The organism is Collinsella sp. CLA-ER-H5, from assembly GCF_040092375.1.
In the GTDB taxonomy this organism is placed as follows: domain Bacteria; phylum Actinomycetota; class Coriobacteriia; order Coriobacteriales; family Coriobacteriaceae; genus Collinsella.
Genome location: NZ_JBBNLR010000027.1, coordinates 1 through 24185, shown reverse-complemented (window position 1 = coordinate 24185; position 24185 = coordinate 1). Strand labels below are relative to the sequence as shown.

Genomic DNA, 24185 nt, shown 5'->3' with positions numbered 1-24185 from the left:
GAAGTAGCATGTCTACTGTCACTACCATCAAGCGCGGCGGCCTCACCGCGGCCATCGATTCCATGGGTGCCCAGCTCACGAGCCTTGCCCTCAACGGCAACGAGTATCTGTGGCAGGGCGACCCCGCCTTTTGGGGCAAGCATGCGCCCATCCTGTTCCCCATTGTGGGCTCGCTGCGCAACAACACGGCGACGTCTGCGGCCGGCACCTGCGAGATGCCGCGCCACGGACTCGCGCGCATCGTCGAACACAAGCTGGTCGAGGTTTCGGAGGACGGCTCCTCGGTAACGTACGAGATCACCGACACGCCCGAGTCGCTCAAGGCGTTCCCGTTCCACTTTAAGCTCAACATGACCTATGCCCTGACTGGTGACGCCACACTTACCCAGACCTTTGCCGTCACCAATACCGGCGACGTGGACCTGCCGTTCTCGGTGGGCGGCCACCCCGCGTTTAACGTACCGGCTCCCGGTGCCGAGGACGAGGCATTCGAGGATTACGAGCTGGCGTTTACCGAGGCTTGGACTAATGAGGCTCCCATCATCACGCCCGACGGTCTTATGACGTTCGAGGGCAGTTACAAGGCTCCCGATAACTCGGACGTGCTGCCCATCACGCACCGCAGCTTCGATAACGACGCCATCATGTTCACCGATACCCCGGGCTCCACGCTCACGCTGCGCGGCCGCAAGTCGGGCCACGGCGTCAAGATCGACTTTGAGGGCTTTAAGTACATTGGCGTGTGGTCTGCCGCCAACGACGCCCCGTTTGTGGCGCTCGAGCCCTGGACCGGTCACACCACCATGGACACCGAGGACGACGTCTTTGAGCACAAGGTCAACACCATCACCTTGGCTCCCGGCGAGACGGATGTTCGCAGCTTTAGCGTTACTCTGCTTTAACAGGCTGCATACCTGGGACTAGTCGTTGGGGACGTTCTTGTTTGACTAGTCGTTTAAGAACGTCTCCAACGACTATCAATCGTTTTCAGTTCGTAAACTTGCATATATGCATTTATATATGCATTTGCTGGAGGTAGCGCTGAGCGGTATCCTGTTAAGTCGTCAGCATACGATTCAACAGGGAAGGCAGATTATGCATTCTCCCCATCAACGCGACGCGCATCCGCAGCCGATATGCAGCCGTCGCATCTTTTTGGGTAGCGCTCTCGCTGCGAGCGCTACTGTCGTCGCCGGCGCACTTGCCGGTTGCCAGCGCCCCTCCACGCTGGAAGTAGTTCAGCCCACGACGGGTGGCGGTCGCGACGACCTGTCCGATTCCGTTATCGGCAAGGATAAGATCCGCATTGGCATGGAGGCGGCCTACGCCCCGTACAACTGGCAGGTTTCCGAAGCCAGCGAGTACACCATCCCCATCGACAACGTGCAGGGCGCCTATGCCGATGGCTACGACGTGCAGATCGCCAAGATCGTCTGCAAGGCCCTCGGTGGCGAGCCCGTTGCCGTCAAGCAGAGCTTTTCGGGCCTTATCGATTCGCTCAACAACGGCCAAATCGACCTCATCATCGCCGGCATGAGCGCCACGCCCGAGCGCGAAGAGTCGGTCGGCTTCTCCGACCCGTACTTCATTGGCTACTTTGGCCTATTCGTAAAAGAGGGCTCGCCCTACCAAAACGCCACCAAGCTTAGCGACTTTAGCGGTGCCACGGTGCTCGGCCAAAAGGACACCATGCTCGACACCGTCATCGACGAGATCCCGGGCGTTGTGCACAAAAACCCGGTCGACTCCGTCCCCACGGTGTTCTCGAACCTGCTGCAGGGCACCTGCGACGCCGTGACCTACAACACCGAGAACGAGAAGGGCTATATGGCTCAAAACCCGGGCATCGTTCCCATTCATTTTGCCGAAGGCGAGGGCTTTAAGCAGGAGGTCGCGGCAAACGTCGGCTGCCGCAAGGGCTCGGACAAACTGCTTAAGCTCATCGACAAGACACTCAAGGGCATTAGCCAAGAGGAGCGCGACCAAATGTGGGACGCGTGCCTCGACCGTCAGCCGGCATAGGGAGGCAGCATGAAAACCGTCAATCGCCTGGCCTCCTTTATCAAGGCCGATCACCGTTACGTATACCTGGGCACGAGCGTCATCGCGGCGCTTGGCCTGGCGTTTAGCCAGCGCAACCCCACGCCGCTGAGCTTTTTGGCGCCCACTGGCATCTTCCAGGACTGCCTTTGGGCGATCCTGTGGGCCTGGGTCGTCGTGTCGGCGGCGGCACTCGTCACCAAGCTCATGCACTGGAACGACTATCGCGAAAAGTCGCCGTTCGCCTCCGAGCGTTTCCGCCGCGGCGCGCGCCTGGGTAGCTATGTTGTGGTCGCCATCGCAGCGATCTTTTTCGTGGACCGCTGCATCATGTCGTTTATCGACCTGGTGCAAGTGAGCATTGTCTCGGACTCCAACCCCAGCGACTTTTTGTCGAGCCTGGTCTACATGACCTACAAGAGCGGCGACTTCTTTATCCGCGGCATCGAGATCACCATCGCACTTGCGACCTTCGGTACCGTCATCGCCTTTTTCCTGGCACTGCTCTTTGTGTTCCTGCGTATTCAGACGTTCGATCGCGTGGACAACGACCTGGTGCGCTTCTTTAAGAGTATCGGCCGCGGCTTTGCGACCATCTACTCCACCATCGTGCGCGGCACGCCCATGATGGTTCAGGGCCTGCTCATCTATTACGCGGGCTTCACCGTTTTGCGCGGCATGGGCTTCGAGACCGCTCAGGCCAACCAGATTTGGAGTACCTTCACCGCCGGCCTCGTCACCATCTCGCTCAACTCCACCGCCTACATGATGGAGGTCCTGCGCGGCGGCATCGAGTCCATCGATCCCGGGCAGGCCGAGGCAGCACGCTCGCTGGGTTTGTCGCAGTGGCAGGCTATGCGCAAAGTCGTGTTCCCCCAGGGTATTAAAAACGCGATTCCGGCGCTCACCAACGAGCTCATCATCAACATCAAGGATTCGTCGGTGCTCTCGGTTATCGGCGTGTTCGACCTTATGTACGCTACTACCACGGTCGCCGGCGTGTACTACCGCCAGATGGAGGTCTACTGCGTGGCGCTCGTGGTCTACCTGATCCTGACGCTCGTGGCGAGCCGCCTGCTCGAAGCCTTTGGCAAAAAGCTCGGCGCCGAGGCCTCGGCAACGCTGCCCAGCTCCAACTAGGCTCAAGACGAGGAGAATTATCATGGCAGATACCGCCACTACCGGCGTTGCGGCCGCCGCACAGACCAATGAGCCGCTCATCCGCGTTGAGGGCCTGCGCAAGAGCTTTGGCTCGCTCGAGGTACTCAAGGGCATCGACCTGTCCGTTAACCCCGGCGAGGTCGTCACCATTATCGGCGCCTCGGGCTCGGGCAAGTCGACCTTTCTGCGCTGCCTCAACCTGCTCGAGACCCCGGACGCGGGCCACATCTGGTTCCACGGCCAGGACCTTACGGCCGAGCGCTGCAACATTAATAAGCTGCGTGAGGACATCGGCATGGTGTTCCAGGGCTTTAACCTGTTCAACAACATGGATGTGCTCGACAACTGCACGCTTGCGCCCGTCACGCTCAAAAAGATGAACAAGGCCGAGGCCGAGAAGGTCGCGATGGAGCATCTGACGAGCGTGGGACTCGAAAAGTTCGCGCACGCCGCCGTGGGCCGCCTGTCCGGTGGTCAAAAACAGCGCGTGGCCATCGCTCGTGCCCTGTGCATGAATCCGCAGATCATGCTGTTCGACGAGCCGACCTCCGCGCTCGACCCCGAGATCGTGGGAGAAGTGCTCGAGGTCATGCGCAAGCTCGCTGCCGACGGCATGACCATGGTCGTCGTCACGCACGAGATGGCCTTTGCCCGAACCGTGTCCGACCGCGTGGTCTTTATGGACAAGGGCGTGGTGCTCGAGGACGCCGCGCCGGCCGAGCTCTTCGGCAACCCCAAACACCAGCGCACCCGCGAGTTCCTCTCGCGTTATCTCGAGGACAAGTAACCAATCGCAAATGTTTGCGTGGCAGGGCCGCTCCGGTGGGGCGGCCCTCGTCATCACAATTGAAAGGATGTCATGGCCGAGGTTTGGCGCTTCTTTGCGCATGAGGACGATTTTGCCGATATAGACGAGGCCGGCGCGTGCGAGCGCTTGAGCCGCGTGCTGTCGTTTCCGACCATCTCGAGCATGGATGCCGAAGCGGTGGACTGGCAACCTTTCGACGACCTGCGCACGTATATGCAGCAGGCCTGGCCGCGCGTGTTCACGGCGGGCGAGGTCGAGCTTATCGACCATTCGCTATTGGTGACGCTTGGCGGTTCCGACCCCGCCCTCAAACCCGTTATGCTCATGGGCCACATGGACGTGGTCCCCGTGGTGCCGGGCACCGAGGACGATTGGGCGCACGCCCCCTTTAGCGGGCACGTGGACGACACCTACATCTGGGGTCGTGGCGCTATCGACATGAAAGACCAGGTCGCAGGCATTCTCGAGGCTGTCGAGTATGCGCTGGCGCACGGTTGGCAGCACGAGCGGACGCTGCTCCTGGCCTTTGGCCAGGACGAGGAGACGACGCAGTGCGGCGCAGGCGCCATCGGCCGCGCGCTCGAGGAGCGCGGTGTTGAGCTCGAGTTCCTGATCGACGAGGGCGACTACCGCATCGTTTCGGATGCCGAGTACAGCGCGGGCGAGGGTTGGCTCATGCACGCCGACCTGGCTGAGAAGGGCTATGCCGACATTGTGCTCAAGACAAAGAGCGCAGGTGGTCATTCTTCCAACCCCTACGGCGGCACGTCGCTCGAGGTGCTCAGCCGTGCCATCACCGCAATCTGCGATATCGAGTGGCCGACGCGCGTGACCGATTTACTTGCCGCACAGCTCGTCGAGCTGGGGCTCTACACGGCGGATGAAATTGCCGCCAACGGGGGCGCCATTGTCCGCGATTGCCTCGCCAGCAAGAAGCTCTATCCGCTGGTGACGACCACCTGCGCACCCACGCAGATCGAGGGTGGCAGCACCGGCGCCAACGTAATGCCGCAGGATATGTGGGCCAACATCAACTTCCGCATGCTCGAGGGCACGAGCGTGGCCGACGTTGTGGCGCGCTGCCGTGAGGCGGTTGCCGGGGCGGACCTTGCCGGTCGTGTTGAAGTGGAGCTGGGCCCCGGTAGCTCCGAACCCTCGCCGTCCCCGCGCATCGGTGGTCCCGGCCTCGAGGCGGTTCGCTCCATTGCCGCCCGCTATTTCCGTGATCCAAAGGGGACGGAGGAAAACGGATCATTCGAGCCGGTAGCAATTGTGCCCTCGACCGTAATCGGTGCGACCGACGCTGCCAACTACCAGCACATTTGCCCTGAGTGCATTCGCTTCTCGGCCTTTGTGGTTGATGACGACGAGTGTGAGTGCGGTGTCCACGGCACCAACGAGCGCATCACCCGCCGCGCCTACCTCCAGGGCATCCGCTTCACCGTCGCTCTACTCCAAACGCTCTAGCAAAAAAGCAAGCCCTTGATGCAATGAGGTCAGGTTTGTTTGTGCCAATCATTCCGTGCGGGTTATATGCAGGTTTGCCTGCGCACGCTATCATGTATGGGTTAGACCGCAACTATGTACCCCATACGCGAAGGGATGCGCATGTATCTGAAGATCGACATGTTCTAGCCGGGCTTACCCCCGCAGTGGCGCCGCGCGCCCCATCAACTCTGCCGATTTTCACCTTCACGCATATAAAGGAGTCCCGCCATGCGCGACAAGCTCGAAAAGATCATCAAGGCCTACGAGGAGCTCGAGAAGAAGCTCTCCGACCCGGCCGTCGCCTCCGATATCAAGGAGTTCACGCGTCTCAACAAGGAGTACGCACACCAGTCCGACCTCATCGCCGCCTCGCGTGAGTACATCGGCGCGCTCGATGACATCGAGGCCGCCAAGGAAATGCTCCACGATACCACCGATGCCGATGAGAAAGAGATGCTCCAGATGGACATCTCCGAAAACGAGGCCAAGCTTCCCCAGCTCGAGGAAGACATTAAGTACATGCTCATCCCGAGCGACCCCAACGACGACAAGAACACCATCGTCGAGATCCGTTCCGCCGCCGGTGGCGACGAGGCGGCCATCTTTGCCGGCGATCTGTACAAGATGTACCAGCGCTTCTGCGAGTCGCGCGGCTGGAAGACCACCGTGCTCGATTCCAGCCCCAGCGAGGCCGGCGGCTTTAAGTCCATCGAGTTCAAGGTCGAGGGCGACCGCGTCTACTCCGTCATGAAGTACGAGTCCGGCGTGCATCGCGTCCAGCGCGTCCCCAAGACCGAGTCCCAGGGTCGCATCCAGACCTCCACGGCAACCGTCGCCGTGCTTCCCGAGGCCGAGGAGATCGACGTTCAGATCAACCAGTCCGACCTGCGCATCGATACTTACTGCGCTTCGGGCCCTGGCGGTCAGTGCGTTAACACCACCTACTCCGCCGTGCGCATCACCCACCTGCCCACCAACACCGTGGTGCAGTCGCAGGAGCAGCGCTCCCAGATCCAGAACCGCGAGGTCTGCATGCAGATGCTGCGCGCCCGTCTGTACGAGATGGAGCTCGAGAAGCAGCAGGCCGAGCTCGGCGCCGAGCGCCAGAGCCAGATTGGCCACGGCAACCGTTCCGAGAAGATTCGTACTTACAACCAGCCCCAGGACCGCGTGACCGATCACCGTATCGGCTTCAACTCCACCTACAACGGCGTCCTTCTGGGCGATCAGCTCGGCACCGTCATCGAGGCACTTGCCGCCGCCGAGCGAGCCGAGAAGCTGGCACAAGCAGTTTAAGTTACGGCGTTTTACCAAACGCCGTAACGGCTCGACGCTGCAAACGCCCCTAAGCGGCAATCTGACGTTCAATCGTCGGTCGCGTACCGAAGTACGCTTCCCTCCTCTTTCACGTCACCTTGCTCGCTTAGGGGCGTTTTCGCTGATTTATGCTCAACCTGCGGCGTCTTAGAGGTAGTCATTGGGTGTTCCTATAGTTTTGTCAACCGTCGGGGCTACTCCCGGTAGGGCACCCGGTCGCGCATCACGGCGTATATCGCCCTGAGCCGCTTCCTCGCGACGGCCTTGAGCGCCCGCCCGTGCCCCATTCCCCGCGCCCTGCAGGCCCGGTAGTACTCGCCGTAGCGCCCCGAGGACCTCACCAGGCTGTTGCACGAGAAGATCAGGAGAGACTTGAGCCTCGCGTCGCCCCGCCTGGACGCCCTGACCGACCTCACCGACGTGCCGGAGCTCCTCACCCTCGGGGCCATGCCGCAGTACGAGGCCAGGTGGTCGTGGTCCGGGAACCTCGCGATGTCGACCGACACCGCGAGCTGCGCCGCCGTCCTCGGGCCGATGCCGGGCACGGTGAGCAGGCACGCGTAGGTCTCGTCGCCCTCGAGCAGCGCCGCCGTCTCGGCCTCGAGGGCCCCGGCCTCGTCGAGGGCCTCCGATATCCGGGCGGCCAGGAACCTGACCTGCCTGTTCTCGGCCTCGACGAGCGCCGGCGGGGGCGCGGTGGAGGCGGCCGCGGCCTCCCCGGCGGCCTCGGCCCGCGGGCCCCCGGCCCCGGAGCGGGCGATCCCCCGCGCCCCGCCGAACCCGGCGAGCAGCTCCAGCCACCGCCGGTCCGACAGGTCGACCGCGGCCTCGAGGGCCGGGCAGGACTCGAGCAGCACCGCGCGCAGGCGGTTCTTGTCCCTGGTCGCGCAGGCGACGACGTGGTCGCGCTGCGACGAGAGGGCGCGGGCGGCCTCGAGGGCCTCGCCGCGGCCCGGGACCCCCGACAGGGAGTCCGGCACGCCCAGGGCGGTCCGCGCGATCACCGCGGCGTCGCGCTCGTCGGTCTTGGCCTCGCCGGCGAACAGGCCGGCGGCGCGGCTGGCGGCGAGCCCGGGCAGGTAGGCGACCCCGAGCCCCGCGGCGCGGGCCCGCCTCACGGCGAGGGACCCTATGTTGCGGAACTGGTCGACGACGACGAGCGTGCCGGCGGGCGCGGAGGCGAACAGCGCGTCGAGCTCGGCCTCCCTGTTGCGGACGGGGGCGCTGGCCAGCACCTCCCCGTCGCGGTCGATCAGGCAGGCCCAGTGCGATGACTTGCCGACGTCCAGGCCGAGCACGGCCGCGGGTCTGGTGGATGGCGCTTTCACGGTGGTATCCTTCCGGTAGTCGTTCGACCGGATGGCCTCCCCCTCGGCACTCACATTACCAGCCGCGGCACCTGCCCGGCACTTTCCTATCAGCCGTCGGGGGCGGCGCGTCCCGCGCCGGCAGCACCCAATTGGCCCTCTCGGGGGCAGGGACGTTCGGCCGTGCGCGGGCGCCCGGTCGGCGGCCCGTTCTGGGCGCGCCTCAATCGTAGCCCGAGACGGTCCCGGGCTGACAATTTCGACTGTAATGGACGTACTTAAATGACTAGTCAACTTGTTCGCCCTGGGCGGCGCTCGCTGTTCGTCCTCTGCCCGCGGCGTTGCCTTGCTCCGGATGCGGTAGTCATTGGGGATGTTCTTAAATGACTAGGTTGGACACATTGCTTTGAGGCGTTATTCAATCGGTTTTGATAGCCTTTAGGCTGTTTGCCTGCTTAAAGCAATTAACGGTGTGCATCTGCTATTGGAAATATTGCTCGAAAAAGCGTCCGAGAAGTCGCGGGGCGATTTTTGGCGCGTCGCGCGTCAAGTGATTTGGCAAGCGTTTGGTTAGATATTGGTCAGGTTAAGGGCAACCTTGCCAAAAGCTTGACGGATGCAGATTTAGACGTCGATGAATGAACACTCTAGGCAGGCTCCAAGCAAAATTCTGGGCTGATTCTCGATAATCGCTTCCAATCGTCCCTTGCCGCGTGCCGCCCTCGCGTACAATCTGCTCCGACATTCGTGCGCCGCCCGGCGCTTAAGAGGGGAGGACCCCATGGCAAACGAGATCTGGACCATCAAGCGTTGTCTCGAGTGGACCAAGGAGTACCTGGCCGAGCGCGGCGAGGAACACCCCCGTCTTTCTGCCGAATGGCTGCTGTGCGCGGCAACGGGCCTGGCGCGTATCGACTTGTATATGCGCATGGACGAGACGCTCGACGCGGCGCAGCTCGAGACCATGCACGCGGCGGTCGTCCGTCGCGCGAAGGGCGAGCCGCTGCAGTACATCACCGGTAGCACGCAGTTTCGCATGATTGACGTCGCGTGCGCCCCCGGCGTGCTCATCCCGCGCCCCGAGACCGAGATGCTCGTCGAGGAAGTCCTGAACTATCTGGATGCCGAGGTACTGAGCCCCGAGGCCGCTGCCCGCCAGCGCGTGGAGCTGCCTTGGAACGATGAGGTCGAGCAGGCTCGCAAAGCCGAGGCCGCGCTGGCAGACGAACGCGCGACCGCCGAGCGCCGTGCCGCTAACCTGACGGCTGCCGATGAGGCTGCGCTGGGTAGCGATGTGCTCGGTAGCCGCGCCTATGCCGAGGAGCTTGCCGATCGCGAGGCCGAGGAAGCCGCCGCGCAGGCGGCAGAAGCAGAGGCCATGGAAACCCCCGAGCCCGAGCTCGACGAATACGGCATCGCCATTGAGGGCAACGACCAACAGACGACTCCCGCGCAAGATGCCGCCGAGGCCAACGTACCTGCTCCAACTGAGCCCCGCGTCGCCCGCGTTCTCGAGGTCGGCTGCGGCACGGGCTGCATTTCGCTCTCGCTTGCCTGGGAGCGTCGCGGCCACGTCACCTGCACTGCTACCGATATCGAGCCGCGCGCCATCGATCTTGCTACCAAAAACCGCGATGCGCTTGGCCTCACGTCCGACGAGGTCGCCTTCAGCCTCACGAACCTGGTGAGCTCCATTCCCCACGACGAGTGGGGCACCTTTGACGTACTCGTCTCCAACCCGCCCTACATTCCCACCGATGTCATGCGCTCGCTGCCGCACGAGGTCAAGGACTTTGAGCCCGATCTGGCGCTCGAGGGCGGTGCCGACGGCCTCGATATCTTCCGCCGCCTGCTCAACGCGGCACCCTACATGTTGCGCGCCGGCGGTCTCTTTGCCTGCGAGCTCCACGAGGGCGCCCTCGATGCTGCGGCCGAGCTCTGTCGCCAGGCAGGCCTTTCGGACGTGCGTATCGTCCACGACCTCACCGATCGCCCCCGCATCGTCCGAGCCATCGTCACCGAGCCCAAGCAGCGTATTTAAGCTGAACTAATATACATTTGCTCAAGTTTGCTCTTGCAATATTCCGTAAAACTTCTATTATAGAAGGAGAAAGGTATGTCAAATCAGCTGCATCGGTACCGTATCGTGCTTGATTACATTGAACCTTGGCTTGATGAGCAGGATGAAGCTACGCTGAAGCAGATTTATGCAGACCTTTTGGTGCTCGAGAAGGAAGGTCCCAGCCTTGGTCGTCCACTGGTTGACCGTGTCAAGGGCTCGAAGCTTCATCATTTAAAGGAGCTGAGAGTGACTTCATGTGGTGGGCAGGTGATCCGCATCCTCTTCGCCTTTGACCCCAAGCGCCAGGCGGTATTGCTATTGGCGGGTGATAAGTCGCGAGCGGGATCGTCAAGGGCAAAATGGAACGGCTGGTATGCGATCAACATTCCAAAGGCCGAGCAAATATACCGTCGCCACGTAAGGAGGCTCGATCGAGATGGAACTGCATGAGTATATGGAATCTCGCGGGATAACACGCGACTCCATTACCGCCGAGCAGGAGAGGACTCGCGATCGTATCGAAGCCTATAAGCTTGCTCAGATTCGCAGGCTAAAAGATCTAACACAGGCGTCGGTCGCCCAATCGATGGGCGTTTCTCAAAAACGCGTATCCGAGCTCGAGCGTGGGGAATTGGGTTCGATGAGGCTTGACACGCTGAGCAGGTACGCAGAGAGCCTCGGCGGAAAACTGGTTGCAAGCATCGAGTTTCCCGATCGTACCGTTACGCTTGCGCGCTAAAAATCTTCAATTAACCCCCTCACTTTCACCGACTACTAGAGCCGCTCACCAAACCAACATGCGCTCTGGGCAAATAGGTTGAACGTTTCGTGCGAGAATGCCCCACAGTAAACAAACTTGCACCAGAGCGTAAGGGGCTGGCATACACATGCAGACGGTCTATCGGGTATACGAGGGAGCGCGCGAGCCGCATCGGCTTGCAGTCGAGCGCACGGCCGAGCTACTCGGTCGCGGCGGCCTGGCGCTTATTCCAACCGAGACGGTCTACGGTGTCGCCGTGGCGGTCAACGCCTTCTCGGATGCCGTTCCACAAGATACAAGTGAACCTCTGCCGTGGCCGCGCGATCCGCAGGCCACCGTCAACGGCGCCGCGGTCCCCGCACTCGGCACCGGCTATCGTCGTATCTTTACCCTCAAGCAGCGCGAGCTCACCCAAACGGTTGCCTGGCTGGTCGATGATGCCGAGGCACTCGACCGCTATGGCGTGGATATCCCTAACGAGGCCCGCGTGCTCGCCCGACGATGCTGGCCGGGCGCCCTGACTATCGTGGTTAAGGCGGCCCCCTGCGTGCCGACCTTTATGCGCGCCGCCGACGACACGGTGGCACTTCGCGCTTCGGCCTCGCCCGTGGTGCAGGCGCTCATCCGCGCCTGCGGCAGCCCTCTTGCCTGCACCAGCGCCAACACGCATGGCGCGCCCGCGCCGGCAAGTTTTGTCACGGTGGAGGAGCGCATCCTGGAGGGGGTCGATGTGGCCGTCGACGCCGGTGAGACCCCGTGTCGCGACGCCTCAACCATCGTGTCGTTTCAGCACGGCGAGCTCCAGATCCTGCGCCAAGGCGCGCTTCCCGCATCAGAGATCGAACGGGTCCTGTCCGACCCGATGCAATAGAAAGGTGTAAGCGATGTCGTTGAATCTAGGCAGCCTGGGCATGGAAGACGCCTCGTTTAGCTTTGGCGGTTCCTACATCATGGCGCTCGACTGCGGCACTACCTCGGTACTCGCGACCATCGTCGACGAGTACGGCTGCATCGTCGCCCAGGCGCGCCGTAGCGTCAAAACCAGCTTCCCGCGTCCCGGCTGGGTGGAGCAGGATCCCACGGAGGTGCTTGCCAGCCAGATCGGCGTGATGATGGAGGTCCAGTTTAAGGGCGGCATCCATTCTGACCGCATTGCCGCCATCGGTATCTCCAACCAGCGCGAGACCACGGTGGTGTGGGACCGCATAAGCGGCCAACCCATCTATAACGCCATCGTGTGGCAATGCCGTCGCACCGCACCTCTGATCGACGAGCTGGTCGAGCAGGGCGCAGAAGAGCTGGTGCGCTCCCGCACGGGGCTTACGCTCGACCCGTATTTCTCGGCCTCCAAGGTGCAGTGGATTCTCGATAACGTCGACGGTGCGCGTGAGAGCGCGGCGGCGGGCGACCTCATGTTCGGCACCATCGACACCTGGCTCATCTACAACCTCACCGGCGGTCAGGTCTTTGCCACCGACTACACCAATGCCAGCCGCACGGCACTCTTTAATATCCATGCGCTCGATTGGGACGACGATCTGCTGGCGCTTTTCGACGTCCCGCGCTCCATGATGCCCGAGGTTCGTTGGAGCTCGGGCGACTACGGCCGCGTCGCGAGCGACATCATGACCAACATGCCACCCATCATGGGCGTGGCGGGCGACCAGCAGGCGTCGCTGTTCGGCCACTGCTGCTTCCATCCCGGCCAGACCAAAAACACCTACGGCACGGGTTGCTTTATGCTCATGAACACCGGCGACGAGATCGTCGAATCCAAGAACGGTCTGGTCTCCACGATCGGTATCGCCGCGGACGGCAAGATCAGCTATGCGCTCGAGGGCTCTATCTTTGCCGCCGGCTCAACCATGAATTGGCTGCGCAACAACATGGGCATTATCTCGAGCGTGAGCGAGTCCGCGCAACTCGCCGCTTCGATCAACGACAACGAGGGCTGCTACTTCGTCCCCGCCTTCGCAGGCCTGGGCGCTCCCTGGTGGGACCCGCATGCTCGCGGTATCGTGTGCGGCCTGACCGGCGCCTCGAGTCGCGCGACCATTGTGCGTGCGGCCTGCGAGTCCATGGCCTACCAGAGTTATGACGTGCTACGCGCCATGGAGCAGGACGTGGGACTTTCGATTGAGCGCCTGTCTGTCGACGGCGGCGCCTCGCGCAACGAGTTCATCATGCAATTCCAGGCTGATCTGCTGGATATCCCCGTGCTGCAGTGCGAGACGGTGGAGACCACGGCGATTGGCGCCGCGTACTTGGCGGGCCTTGCTGTCGGCTATTGGGAGGATTTGGAGGAGCTGGAGCAAAACGCTCAGATCGTCAAAGTCTTCCATCCTCACATGTCCGCCGAGCGCCGTGAGAGCAACCTCGCTGGTTGGCGTGATGCCGTCAAGCGTTCGCTCAACACCGCTCAGTAGAGTTGCGACGAGCTGCTCGATACAACAAACCGTTAAACTTATGCACGGCGCGAGGCAGCAACGTCGCCATGCGCCTTGTCAGCAAGGCCATCTTCCGGCCGCAACGAAAGGGGCAATCAACCCATGACCGTCACCTACGATACGTCCCGTGTGACCCTTGTCGATCACCCACTCGTCCAGCACAAGCTGTCGATCTTGCGCGACAAGAGCACTGGCACCAACCAGTTCCGCAGGCTCGTGCGCGAGCTTGCGCTCTTTGACGGCTACGAGGCCATGCGCGACCTGCCCATGGAAGACGTCGAGGTCGAGACCCCCATCACCACCGCCATGTTTAAGCAGCTTGCCGGCAAAAAGCTCGCCATCGTTCCCATCCTGCGTGCGGGCCTCGGCATGGTCGACGGTATCCTCGACTTGGTACCCTCGGCTCGCGTGGGCCACATCGGTATGGAGCGCGACGAGGTCACCCACGAGCCGCATGAGTATTACTGCAAGATGCCCAAGGATATCGATCAGCGCATCTGCCTGGTTGTCGACCCCATGCTCGCCACGGGCGGTTCGGCCGAGATGGCCATCAGCTACCTGCGCGAGCGCGGTGTCAAGGATATCCGCATGCTGTGTATCGTCGCCGCGCCCGAGGGCCTCAAGTCGCTGACCGAAAAGGACCCCGACGTACATATTTATACCTGCGCCATCGATGACCATCTCAACGAGGCCGCCTACATCGTTCCCGGCCTGGGCGACGCCGGCGACCGCATCTACGGTACGCTCTAGCCGTTGGGCCTTGTCGGCTACGGTCACAAATACGAAGAAATGGTGCGCGCGGGCGAGCAAAAGTCGTCCACGCGCACTTCTGTTAACGGACGTTTTGCGCTGAGGGGTTCGAAAAAACGTATTACCGTACCTGCGGCATAAAGAAGGCCTTAAGAAAACGTACAGGTGCGTATTAACCGTTTGTTTTACGGTTGTACTTTAGCGATTGGCTCGTACAATAGTCACCAATGTTTGGCTGGGACTGTGCTGTGAGGCGTTAAAAAGGAAAGCGAGGGAGCCAGTGTTTCAGATAGCCGATCTGCTCGCTATCGTTGCAGGCGCCATCGCGGGCGCAATTGCCTTCCTTCCCTTTGTCTTTACGCTCAAGCCGGTTCTTGACGATAAGCAGAATGCGGACATGCTCAAGGGCATGGTGAGTCTGGCGGTCTCGGCAGTCGCCCTGCTCGTCTTTACCTTGGTTGTGTTTGCGTTGTTCGGAGAGGCATTTCGCATGTTCCTCCTGGGCGAGGCGATCGGCTTCGTGGTCTTTATGGCCGCCTGCACGGTTCGCGTCGCCAAGGCGCTGCGAGATCCTCATGAGGTCGAAAGGTAAGTCGTGGAAATTTTTGAAAAGCTGCCTGATGAGATTAATCATCTGGTCAGCGAGTTCAGCTCCACCCCTGTCGTGGGCGATCTGAGCTGCGGCATCACGCAGTACTCGTTTTGGCTGATCGTCTCCACGATCGTGCTCCTGATCGTCCTGGCCGTGTTCAAGAAGAAGCAGACCCTGGTTCCCAAGGGCTTCTTCGTCAACGGTTTCGAGTACATCATCGAGTACGTCGAGAACGATATCGGCAAGGGCGTCGTGGGTGAGAACTGGAAGAAGCACTTCCCGTTCCTGTGCTCGCTTTTCCTGTTCATCCTGATCAATAACATGATCGGCCTGATCCCGGGAATGAAGCCTGGCACCGGCGCAATCGGCTCCACCGCTGCGCTCGCCATCTTCGCCTTCGTGTACTTCATCTACTACGGATGCAAGGCTCACGGCGTGATCGGCTACATCAAGAGCCTCGCCCCGCAGGGCGTGAGCTTCCCGATGAACGTGCTTGTGTGGGTCATCGAGCTTTTCTCGACCTTCCTGCGCCTCATCACGCTCGCCGTCCGTCTGTTCTGCAACATGTTCGCAGGACACGTGGTCATGGGCTCGTTCGCCATCATGGCGAGCATGTTCATGCAGCCGCTGCTTCAGCAGGTTTCCGCGGCCCACGCCGTCGGCGCCCTGCCTTCGCTGGCCTGGCTTGCCATCCTCATCCTGATCTATGCGATCGAGCTTGTGGTCGGCGCCATCCAGGCTTACGTCTTCACGGTCCTTACCGCCGTGTATGTCTCCGAGGCAGAGGAGGTCGCGGAGGAGGAGTAGTCTTCCGTTCGTGCCTTAAAGGTAAGGCAATTCGTTAAACCGCCGGTGCCCGTACCCATGGAGCCCGGCAGTTATAAAAAGGTTATCCTGCGTGAAATAAGACACGCACGACAAAGGAGGAATCGTGGGAGTTATCGGTTACGGTCTCGGTGTTATCGGCGCTGGTCTTGCTATCGGCCTGTCTGCTCTGGGTGCTACGGGTGCTATGGCCCGTCAGCCTGAGGTCCAGGGCCGCGTGTTCACCGTCTTCATCATGGGCTCCGCCTTCGGCGAGGCTCTGGCTCTGATCGGCTTCGTTGTCGCGCTGATCGTTAAATAGCACGGAGCGTCAAGTATGAATCTTTCATCCCAGAAGAGCGCGATCGCACTCTCCGCGTCCGCGGCCGCGCTGCTTATGCCGGTTTCCGCGTTCGCCGAGGACGGCGCTGCCGGTGCGGACATCCTCATCCCTAAGATGGCGGAGTTCATCCCGGCGCTTATCGCCTTCCTGATCATCTGGATCGTGCTGGCAAAGGTCGCCCTGCCGGGCATCATGAAAACCATGGAGGAGCGCGGCAAGAAGATCGAGGAGAGCCTCGACGAGGCCGAGAAGACCAAGCAGGAGGCCATCGCCAAGCGCGCTGAGTCCGACTCGATCGTCACCGACGCCCGTCGTCAGGCTGCCGACATCGTTCTCGAGGCCCGTAAGGACGCCGAGTCCGAGCGCGCCCGTATCATCGAGGCTGCTCACAAGGAGGCCGAGGAGATCATCGCCAAGGCCCATACGACCGTCGAGGACGAGCGCAAGTCCATCTACGCCGGTGCCGCGAGCTCCATCGCCGACCTGTCCGTTGCCGTCGCCACCAAGATCGTGGGCGAGGCACTCGAGGACGAGTCCGAGCAGAAGAAGCTCATCGAGCGCTACATCCAGGAAGCAGGTAGCCTGAATGCCGACTAGCCGCTATCAGGACAAGGTACTCGAGACCTACGCGCGCTCCCTTTTGGAAGCCGCCAAGGCCGAGAACCATGTGTTCGAGGACCTCGAGATGATCGAGCGCCTGGCTAGCGCCAGCCCTGAGATCGTCGCCGTGCTCGACACCATGTCCAAGCGCGACCAGCTCGACCTTCTTCCCAAGGTGGCAGCTGCCTTTAAGTATGTTGCCGAGGAAGACGAGGATGTAGTGGGCGTGACCGTCACCACGGCGATCCCGCTCGACGACGAGCTGCGTCAAACCATCACTAAGAAATGCGAGCAGGACTTCGGCCGCAAGGTATTCCTTATCGAGCAGGTCGACCCGTCTATCGTGGGCGGCCTGGTGCTCGAGGCCCGCGGCGAGCGTCGTGACATCTCCGTCAAGACGCAGCTGCGCATCGCGCAGGAGACCCTCGCAAACTCTGCTAATTCGTACGGAGGTGAAGCCTAATGTCCGAAACCCTCAATGCCCAGGATATCGCCAAGAAACTGCAGGAGCAGCTCACGAGCCTCTCCGCGACGGTCGATACGCATGAGGTTTCAACGGTCGACGAGGTAGGCGACGGCATCGCGCGCGTCTCCGGCCTCAAGAGCGCCATGGCAGGCGAGCTTCTGGAGTTCAAGAGCTCCGATACCGGTGAGACCGTCTTCGGCCTTGCCCAGAACCTTGACCGTGACGAGGTCGGCGCCGTTCTGTTTGGTGCCGTCGACTCCATCAAGGAAGGCGACGAGTGCCGCACCACTGGCCGCATTATGGATATCCCCGTGAGCCGCGCCATGCTCGGCCGCGTCGTCAATCCGCTCGGCCAGCCTATCGACGGCCTGGGTGACATCGTCGCCACGCACCGTCGCCCCATCGAGTTCAAGGCCCCCGGCGTCATCGACCGTACCCCGGTGTGCGAGCCGGTTCAGACCGGTCTGCTCGCCATCGACTCCATGGTGCCTATCGGCCGCGGCCAGCGCGAGCTTATCATCGGCGACCGTAAGACCGGTAAGACCGCCATTGCCATCGACGCTATCCTCAATCAGCGCGGCAAGGGCATGGTCTGCATCTATGTCGCCATCGGCCAGAAGGCTTCCACGGTTGCCAACATCCGCGAGACCCTCGCTCAGCACGGTGCGCTCGACTACACCATTATCGTTTCGGCCACCGCTGCCGATTCCGCCCCTATGCAGTACATCGCGCCTATGGCCGGTGCCGCTATCGGCGAGTTCTTCATGTACAACGGCGAGGACGGCAAGCCCGCCAGCGAGACCAACCCCGGCGGCCACGTGCTCGTCATCTACGACGACCTGTCCAAGCAGGCTGTGGCCTACCGTCAGATGTCGCTGACGCTGCATCGTCCGCCCGGACGCGAGGCCTATCCTGGCGACATCTTCTACCTGCACTCTCGTCTGCTCGAGCGTGCCGTCAAGATGTCCAAGAAGAACGGTTACGGCTCCATGACGGCTCTGCCGATCATCGAGACCCAGGACGGCGACGTCTCGGCCTACATTCCGACCAACGTCATTTCCATTACCGATGGTCAGATCTACCTGCAGTCCGAGCTCTTCTTCCAGGGCCAGCGCCCGGCAGTCGACGTGGGTATCTCCGTGTCCCGCGTCGGTGGCGACGCACAGACCAAGGCCATGAAGCAGGTTGCCGGCAATCTTCGTCTTGACCTCGCTTCGTACCAGGAGCTCGCCGGCTTTACGCAGTTCGGCTCCGACCTCGACGAGGCCACGCAAAAGCAGCTTACCCACGGCGCTCGCATGACTGAGCTCCTTAAGCAGCCGCGCTACAAGCCGTTTGAGGTTGGCGAGCAGATTGCAGTTCTGTTTGCAGGCAACGAGGGCTTCCTGGACGACCTGGAGATCGCCGACGTGCTGCCTTTCCGCGCTGAGCTTATCGAGTACCTGGACAACGGCTTTGGCTCGCTGCTCGATAAGGTTCGCGCCAAGAAGATCGACGATGACACCAAGGCTGAGCTTCTGCGCGTTATCGGTGACTTCAAGCAGCAGTTCATGGCCAAGCACCATGCCGATACGACTGGATCAGAGGAGAACTAAGCCCTATGGCCAACCTTCGCGACATTAAGAAGCGAATCTCCTCGGTTACCACGACCAAGCAGATCACGCGCACGATGGAGATGGTCTCTACGGCCAAGATCCGTCGTGCCCTCGATCGCTCCAAGCAGGCCGAGCCCTATAAGGAGGCGCTGACCGACGTCATGTTGACGGTCGCCGGCGACGCCTCCTGCTCGGGCACCGATCCCATGCTACAGAAGCATGAGAGCGTCAAGCATGGCCTGATTGTCGTTATTGCCTCGGACCGCGGCCTTGCCGGCGGTTTCAATACGACGGTGGAGCGCACGGCCGAAAAGCTCGCCGCTTCTTGGGCGAACGATGGCATCGAGTGCGAGATCATTGCGTGTGGACGTAAGCCGGTCACGTATTTCCGCGACCGCGCAAACGTCGTCATGCACTTTGAGGGCAATTCCTCCGAGCCCGATTTTAATCAGGCTCGCATGATTTCCTCTCATATCTGCGATGCGTATCGTGCCGGCGAGCTTGACCGCGTCGAGCTTGTCTACCACCACGCCAAGAACCGCGTGGATCAGGAGCTTCGCGTCGAGCACTTGCTGCCGCTCGATCCCGAGATGATCGCTATGGCCCACGGTCCGCGTAAGAACGAGACCGACGCCCCTAAGCGCATCTCGTCCACGTTCGAGTTCGTGCCCTCTCCCGAGCATGTTCTCGGCAAGCTTGTACCGTCGTATATCCTGACGGTCATCTACCAGGCCCTGATCGATTCGGCGGCTGCCGAGCAGGGTGCACGCCGCAAGGCCATGCACTCCGCGACGGAAAACGCCACCGCGATCATCTCGACCCTTACCCGCACGTATAGTCGCGTGCGCCAGGCTTCGATCACGACCGAGATTAACGAGATCGTCGGCGGAGCCTCAGCATTGGAGGAACAGTAATGGCTAATAACACCGTAAAGCTTGCGGTCGAGGAAGCCACCAAGAAGACGACTGCCGGTGATGGTCGCATCGTGCGTATCATCGGCCCTGTCGTCGACGTCAAGTTTGACGGTGCGGTGCCCCCGATCTACAACGCGCTCACGGTCGAGGCCGAGACCCCGATCGGTCACCTGAGCACGATCCTCGAGGTTGAGAGCCAGCTTCCGGGCGGCGTCGTCCGCACGGTCGCCATGTCCTCGACCGACGGTCTGCAGCGTGGTCTCATTGCCACCGATACCGGTGAGCCCATGAAGATGCCCGTTGGCCCCAAGACACTCGGCCGCATTTGGAACGTCATGGGCAAGCCCGTCGACGGCAAGCCTATGCCCGAGGTGGAGGAGTTCTATCCCATCCACCATGCGGCACCTCGTTTTGACGAGCTCACCACCAAGACCGAGATCTTCGAGACCGGCATCAAGGCCGTCGACCTGCTTGAGCCCTACATCCGTGGCGGCAAGACAGGCCTGTTCGGCGGCGCCGGCGTCGGCAAGACCGTTCTGATTCAGGAGCTCATCAACAACCTCGCCCAGGAGCATGGCGGCACTTCGGTGTTCACCGGCGTCGGCGAGCGTACCCGTGAGGGTACCGACCTTTATCTCGAGATGAGCGAGTCTGGCGTTATCGACAAGACCTGCTTGGTCTACGGTCAGATGAACGAGCCGCCTGGAGCGCGTCTGCGCATCGGTCTGGCCGGCCTTACCACCGCTGAGTACTTCCGCGATCGTGGCCAGGACGTTCTGCTGTTCATTGATAACATTTTCCGCTTCTCCCAGGCCGGTTCCGAGGTTTCCGCACTTCTGGGCCGTATGCCGTCCGCCGTCGGTTACCAGCCCACGCTGGCTACCGAGATGGGCGACCTCCAGGAGCGCATTACCTCGACCAAGACGGGCTCCATTACCTCCGTCCAGGCCGTCTACGTCCCCGCAGACGACCTGACCGACCCGGCGCCTGCCACGACGTTCACCCACCTCGACGCTACCACGGTTCTTTCGCGTAGCATTTCGTCGCTCGGCCTGTTCCCGGCCATCGACCCGCTCGCGTCTTCTTCCGACGCCCTCGATCCCTCGATCGTCGGCGAGGAGCACTACCGTGTCGCCGTCAAGGTCCAGGAGCTCCTGCAGGAGTACTCCGACCTTCAGGACATCATCGCCATTCTGGGTATGGACGAGCTGTCCGAGGAGCAGCGCCTTACGGTCAACCGTGCCCGTAAGATCCAGCAGTTCCTCTCGCAGTCCTTCCACGTTGCCGAGAAGTTCACCGGCAACCCCGGCGTCTACGTCCGTGTCGAGGATACCGTCCGCTCCTTCGCCGAGATTGTCGACGGCAAGGCCGATGACCTGCCCGAGCAGGCTTTCCGCTATGCCTCCACGATTGAGGACGTGCGCGAGCGCGCCCGCAAGATGGGGGAGAAGTAGGTTATGCGTATCCGCATCGTGTGCCCCGTGAGCCTCGCCTATGAGGGTGACGCTGCGTTTGTGTCGATTCCGTCTACGGATGGCGAGTTTGGCGTTCTGCCTGCTCACTCCAGCGAAATCTGCACGATCGACCGCGGTTACGTTCGCGTTTCCGATAAGGCCATGGGCACTGTCGACCACACGTTTGCCGTGGCCGGCGGCTATGCCCAGGTTGCGGACGATGTCGTGACCGTTCTCGCCGAGCGCGCTTGCGATTTGGCGACCGTCGATGCCGACAAGGTTAAAGCTGATATTCAAGGTTTTGAAGAGAAGCTGGGTAATTTGTCGGAGGATGATGCACGCCGCGCCTACCTCTATAATGAAATCGCATGGTGTAAGCTCAAGCTTGCCCAATAGTCAAACGATTTAGCGTTCGACCATTTGCGAACACATCATGCCCGGGATGGCCCAGCCACCCCGGGCATGCTTTTTGAAAGGGTAGACCTTGGATATTATCCGCGTTGAGGGTGGCCACGCCATCGGAGGCTCCGTGCCCGTCTCGGGTGCCAAGAACTCCGCGCTCAAACTCATGGCGGCAACGCTTCTGGCGCCGGGCAAGACGACGCTGCAGAACGTGCCCGATATTTCCGATGTCCACGTGATGGGCAAGGTGCTCAAGGGTATGGGCGCTACGATCGATGTTCTCGACGAGCACACGCTCGAGATCGATACCTCCCAGGTCGATTCTTGGGAGGCTCCCTACGAGCTCGTCGCCAAGATGCGCGCCTCCACGGCTGTGATGGGTCCCCTGCTGGGTCGCTTCCATCGCGCCAAGATCGCCATGCCGGGCGGCTGCAACCTGGGTGCTCGCAAGATCGATATGCATATCCTGGGTCTCGAGGCTCTGGGCGTCGAGTTCGACACCGCCCACGGCTACATCAACGCCAGTGCTCCCCAGGGTCTGCACGGCACCACCGTCACGCTCGAATTCGCGAGCGTGGGCGCCACCGAGAACCTCATCATGGCTGCCGTGCGCGCACAGGGCACCACGGTTATCGACAACGCTGCCCGCGAGCCCGAGATCGTCGACCTTGCCAACATGCTCAACGAGATGGGTGCCAAGATCGTCGGCGCAGGCACGCCCGTCGTGACCATCGAGGGCGTGGAGGAGCTGCATCCCGTTACCCATTGCGTGGTGGGTGACCGCATCGAGGCCGGCACCTTTATCGTCGCCGGCGCCCTCATGGCCGATGAGCGCGGCGTCGATGTTACGGGCTTCTGCCCCATCCACCTGGGAATGGTGCTCAAAAAGATGGAACTTATGGGCATCGAGTGCGAGCGTATCGAGAGCGGCGTCCACGTCAATCGCGTCGAGCGCATCAGGCCGGTCGATATCCAGACGCTTCCGTTCCCGGGTTTCCCGACCGACATGCAGGCGCAGATCATGGTGCTTTCGGCCCTTGCCGACGGAAGCTCCGTAATTACCGAGAACATCTTCGAGAACCGCTTCATGTTCGCCTCCGAGCTCGTGCGTATGGGTGCCGATATTCGTATCGAGAGCCATCACGCCATGATTCACGGCGTCAAGGGCTTCTCGGGCGCACAGGTCACCTCACCCGACCTGCGTGGCGGCGCGGCGCTTGTGGTTGCCGGTCTTATCGCCGATGGCGTTACCGAGGTCTCGGCCATCCATCACATCAAACGTGGCTACGAGCAGTTTGTCGAAAAGCTGCAGGCGCTTGGCGCGCATGTCGAACATGCCACCGTTCCCGATCCCGTCATCTACTAATGCAGGTTGCCTATGTTTAACAAGAAACCCCTAGCGGATAACACCCGAAGACCCTCGACTGGTGCGCAGGCCAAGATCTACAGCCGCGACAATCTCGCACGCTATTCCGAGCGCGCCCGTCAGCGCCGTCGCGGCCGCACGGTTCGCCGCGTAGCTCTCATCGCCGTACTCGGCGTGCTGCTGAGCGCCACGACTGCTGCGGGTCTGTGGTTTGCCACTATCATGGGCAAGCTTGGCGACTCCAATGTCATTACCAACAACCTGCGCCAGATTCTGGTCGATACCGATGAGGCAAAAGATCCGTTCTACGTGTTGCTTCTTGGTACCGACGGTCGTCCGGGCGAGGATACGTATCGTGCCGACTCGATTATCCTGGCACGCATCGACCCCACGCAAAAGCAGGCGACGCTCATTTCCGTTCCGCGCGACACCAAGGTCGTGTACAAGGGCGAGACCATGAAGATCAACGCCTGCCACACCGTTGGCGGCGCCGAGGCCATGGTCCAGGCGGTCAACGAGCTGTGCGGCGTGCAGATTTCTCACTATGCCGAGGTCAGCTTTGACGGCATGCAGTCGCTTATTGATTCGGTTGGCGGTATCGACATCAACGCGACCGATGATGTTGACGACCCCGAGCACCTGGATATTAAGATTACCGCTGGTCAGCAGCATATGGACGGCGCTACTGCCCTTACCTATGCCCGCTGCCGCTACACCTATGCCGACGGCGATTACACGCGCATGCGCCATCAGCGTCAGGTGCTTGGCGCCCTTGCCAACCAGATTCTCAATAACTTCGATGCCACGAAGATCTTTGGCCTGGTTAATTCGCTGTCCGATATGCTCGTAACCGATATGAGCGTTCAGGATATCGTCTCCACGGTTAATGCCATGCGCGGCATGGATGTCGAGGGCATCTACTCGGCCAACCTGCCTTCGTATGCTGACGACAGCACTATGATCGACGGCGTGAGCTATGTCTTTGTCTACGAAGACGAGCTTAAGGAAATGATGGCCCGCGTCGACGCCGGCAAGGATCCCAAGGGTCCCAACACCATGGGTCTTTCCGACGGTTCGAGCTCTACGATCGGCGACCTGAACAACAACACGTCTGACGACTACGCAAACGGTACCGCAACCTCATCGGTCAGCTCTGACGATTCCGATGACTCAAGCGATTCGAGCGATTCGGACTACTACGAAGAGCCCACCGGCGACGGCAACGGCTACGAAGCCAATTATTAGGGTTACGCGGGCTTACCAGCCCGCGTAACCAGTTGACGCTGCAAACCCGCCAGAGCGGCAATCTGCCTTTCAACTTCGGCGGCATGATCAAAAGATCAATGCCGCCTCGTTTCAAGGCACCTTGCTCGCTCTGGCGGGTTTTCGCTCATATGACCCAATCCGCTGTCAAGAGCCACAATGGCCCCGCCGACCGCTTGCAATCGGTCGGCGGGGCCTGCCGTTGAACCCGTCCCGGTCCGCCCCCGGCATGTCGTCGACGCCTTC

24 protein-coding genes are annotated in these 24185 nt (G+C 61.3%); 23 read left to right on the top strand and 1 reads right to left on the bottom strand.

Annotated features, from left to right (window positions below; translation table 11 throughout):
- The first annotated feature begins 8 nt into the window (after positions 1-8).
- The 6 genes from AAAX31_RS09225 (at position 9) to prfA (ending at position 6793) form a co-directional block, all read left to right on the top strand.
- A complete protein-coding gene (locus tag AAAX31_RS09225) occupies positions 9-902 on the top strand; it encodes an aldose 1-epimerase family protein (protein ID WP_117770541.1) in 894 nt (297 codons plus the stop codon).
- A 193-nt stretch (positions 903-1095) separates the two neighbouring features.
- Positions 1096-2022, top strand: a complete 927-nt coding sequence (locus tag AAAX31_RS09220; protein ID WP_117770542.1) for a transporter substrate-binding domain-containing protein — start codon at positions 1096-1098, stop codon at positions 2020-2022.
- A 9-nt stretch (positions 2023-2031) separates the two neighbouring features.
- Positions 2032-3180, top strand: a complete 1149-nt coding sequence (locus tag AAAX31_RS09215; RefSeq protein WP_349077019.1) for an amino acid ABC transporter permease — start codon at positions 2032-2034, stop codon at positions 3178-3180.
- A 22-nt stretch (positions 3181-3202) separates the two neighbouring features.
- Positions 3203-3988, top strand: a complete 786-nt coding sequence (locus tag AAAX31_RS09210) for an amino acid ABC transporter ATP-binding protein (RefSeq protein WP_349077017.1) — start codon at positions 3203-3205, stop codon at positions 3986-3988.
- A gap of 72 nt (positions 3989-4060) precedes the next feature.
- A complete protein-coding gene (locus AAAX31_RS09205) occupies positions 4061-5476 on the top strand; it encodes a M20/M25/M40 family metallo-hydrolase (protein ID WP_349077016.1) in 1416 nt (471 codons plus the stop codon).
- A gap of 249 nt (positions 5477-5725) precedes the next feature.
- The gene (gene prfA / locus AAAX31_RS09200) at positions 5726-6793 is read left to right on the top strand and encodes a peptide chain release factor 1 (protein ID WP_035138783.1); all 1068 of its coding nucleotides are present in this window, start codon (positions 5726-5728) and stop codon (positions 6791-6793) included.
- 215 nt (positions 6794-7008) lie between these two features.
- On the opposite strand, the gene AAAX31_RS09195 is transcribed toward prfA, so the two are convergent.
- Positions 7009-8142: an IS110 family transposase gene (locus AAAX31_RS09195; RefSeq protein ID WP_349077015.1), complete on the bottom strand. Its 1134-nt coding sequence runs from the start codon at positions 8140-8142 to the stop codon at positions 7009-7011.
- Between the two features lie 760 nt (positions 8143-8902).
- Between AAAX31_RS09195 and AAAX31_RS09190 the strand changes: the two genes are divergently transcribed.
- The 17 genes from AAAX31_RS09190 to AAAX31_RS09110 all read left to right on the top strand — a co-directional run bounded on the left by AAAX31_RS09190 (position 8903) and on the right by AAAX31_RS09110 (position 23921).
- Complete coding sequence (locus AAAX31_RS09190) at positions 8903-10162, top strand: HemK/PrmC family methyltransferase (RefSeq protein WP_349077013.1); 1260 nt, start codon at positions 8903-8905, stop codon at positions 10160-10162.
- A gap of 75 nt (positions 10163-10237) precedes the next feature.
- Positions 10238-10633, top strand: a complete 396-nt coding sequence (locus tag AAAX31_RS09185; protein WP_156600864.1) for a type II toxin-antitoxin system RelE/ParE family toxin — start codon at positions 10238-10240, stop codon at positions 10631-10633.
- Positions 10620-10922, top strand: coding sequence for a helix-turn-helix domain-containing protein (locus tag AAAX31_RS09180; RefSeq protein ID WP_006235701.1), 303 nt, complete (start codon positions 10620-10622; stop codon positions 10920-10922). The genes AAAX31_RS09185 and AAAX31_RS09180 overlap by 14 nt, the downstream gene beginning before the upstream one ends.
- Before the next feature lie 148 nt (positions 10923-11070).
- Entirely contained in the window at positions 11071-11814 is a 744-nt protein-coding gene (locus tag AAAX31_RS09175) for an L-threonylcarbamoyladenylate synthase (protein WP_195568705.1), read from the top strand.
- Between the two features lie 13 nt (positions 11815-11827).
- Positions 11828-13369, top strand: a complete 1542-nt coding sequence (gene glpK / locus AAAX31_RS09170) for a glycerol kinase GlpK (RefSeq protein WP_349077011.1) — start codon at positions 11828-11830, stop codon at positions 13367-13369.
- Between the two features lie 123 nt (positions 13370-13492).
- Positions 13493-14140 (top strand): uracil phosphoribosyltransferase, encoded by a 648-nt coding sequence (gene upp, locus AAAX31_RS09165; protein WP_349077010.1) that lies wholly within the window; start codon positions 13493-13495, stop codon positions 14138-14140.
- 280 nt (positions 14141-14420) lie between these two features.
- Positions 14421-14732: a hypothetical protein gene (locus AAAX31_RS09160; protein ID WP_195234844.1), complete on the top strand. Its 312-nt coding sequence runs from the start codon at positions 14421-14423 to the stop codon at positions 14730-14732.
- Positions 14733-14735: 3 nt separating this feature from the next.
- Complete coding sequence (gene atpB / locus AAAX31_RS09155; RefSeq protein ID WP_349077009.1) at positions 14736-15539, top strand: F0F1 ATP synthase subunit A; 804 nt, start codon at positions 14736-14738, stop codon at positions 15537-15539.
- Between the two features lie 124 nt (positions 15540-15663).
- The gene (locus AAAX31_RS09150) at positions 15664-15858 is read left to right on the top strand and encodes an ATP synthase subunit C (RefSeq protein ID WP_022094262.1); all 195 of its coding nucleotides are present in this window, start codon (positions 15664-15666) and stop codon (positions 15856-15858) included.
- 15 nt (positions 15859-15873) lie between these two features.
- A complete protein-coding gene (gene atpF / locus AAAX31_RS09145) occupies positions 15874-16476 on the top strand; it encodes a F0F1 ATP synthase subunit B (protein ID WP_055286332.1) in 603 nt (200 codons plus the stop codon).
- Complete coding sequence (locus AAAX31_RS09140) at positions 16466-16942, top strand: F0F1 ATP synthase subunit delta (RefSeq protein WP_117746942.1); 477 nt, start codon at positions 16466-16468, stop codon at positions 16940-16942. The genes atpF and AAAX31_RS09140 overlap by 11 nt, the downstream gene beginning before the upstream one ends.
- The gene (gene atpA, locus AAAX31_RS09135) at positions 16942-18540 is read left to right on the top strand and encodes a F0F1 ATP synthase subunit alpha (protein ID WP_349077008.1); all 1599 of its coding nucleotides are present in this window, start codon (positions 16942-16944) and stop codon (positions 18538-18540) included. The genes AAAX31_RS09140 and atpA overlap by 1 nt, the downstream gene beginning before the upstream one ends.
- Positions 18541-18545: 5 nt before the next feature.
- A complete protein-coding gene (gene atpG / locus AAAX31_RS09130) occupies positions 18546-19454 on the top strand; it encodes an ATP synthase F1 subunit gamma (RefSeq protein ID WP_117635546.1) in 909 nt (302 codons plus the stop codon).
- Positions 19454-20908 carry a F0F1 ATP synthase subunit beta gene (atpD, locus tag AAAX31_RS09125; protein WP_055286334.1) on the top strand — a complete coding sequence of 485 codons (1455 nt, stop codon included), beginning with the start codon at positions 19454-19456 and terminating at the stop codon, positions 20906-20908. The genes atpG and atpD overlap by 1 nt, the downstream gene beginning before the upstream one ends.
- Positions 20909-20911: 3 nt before the next feature.
- Positions 20912-21304: an ATP synthase F1 subunit epsilon gene (atpC, locus tag AAAX31_RS09120; protein WP_117746939.1), complete on the top strand. Its 393-nt coding sequence runs from the start codon at positions 20912-20914 to the stop codon at positions 21302-21304.
- 88 nt (positions 21305-21392) lie between these two features.
- Positions 21393-22676, top strand: a complete 1284-nt coding sequence (gene murA / locus AAAX31_RS09115; protein ID WP_349077007.1) for a UDP-N-acetylglucosamine 1-carboxyvinyltransferase — start codon at positions 21393-21395, stop codon at positions 22674-22676.
- 12 nt (positions 22677-22688) lie between these two features.
- Complete coding sequence (locus tag AAAX31_RS09110) at positions 22689-23921, top strand: LCP family protein (RefSeq protein WP_349077005.1); 1233 nt, start codon at positions 22689-22691, stop codon at positions 23919-23921.
- Positions 23922-24185 lie beyond the last annotated feature (264 nt).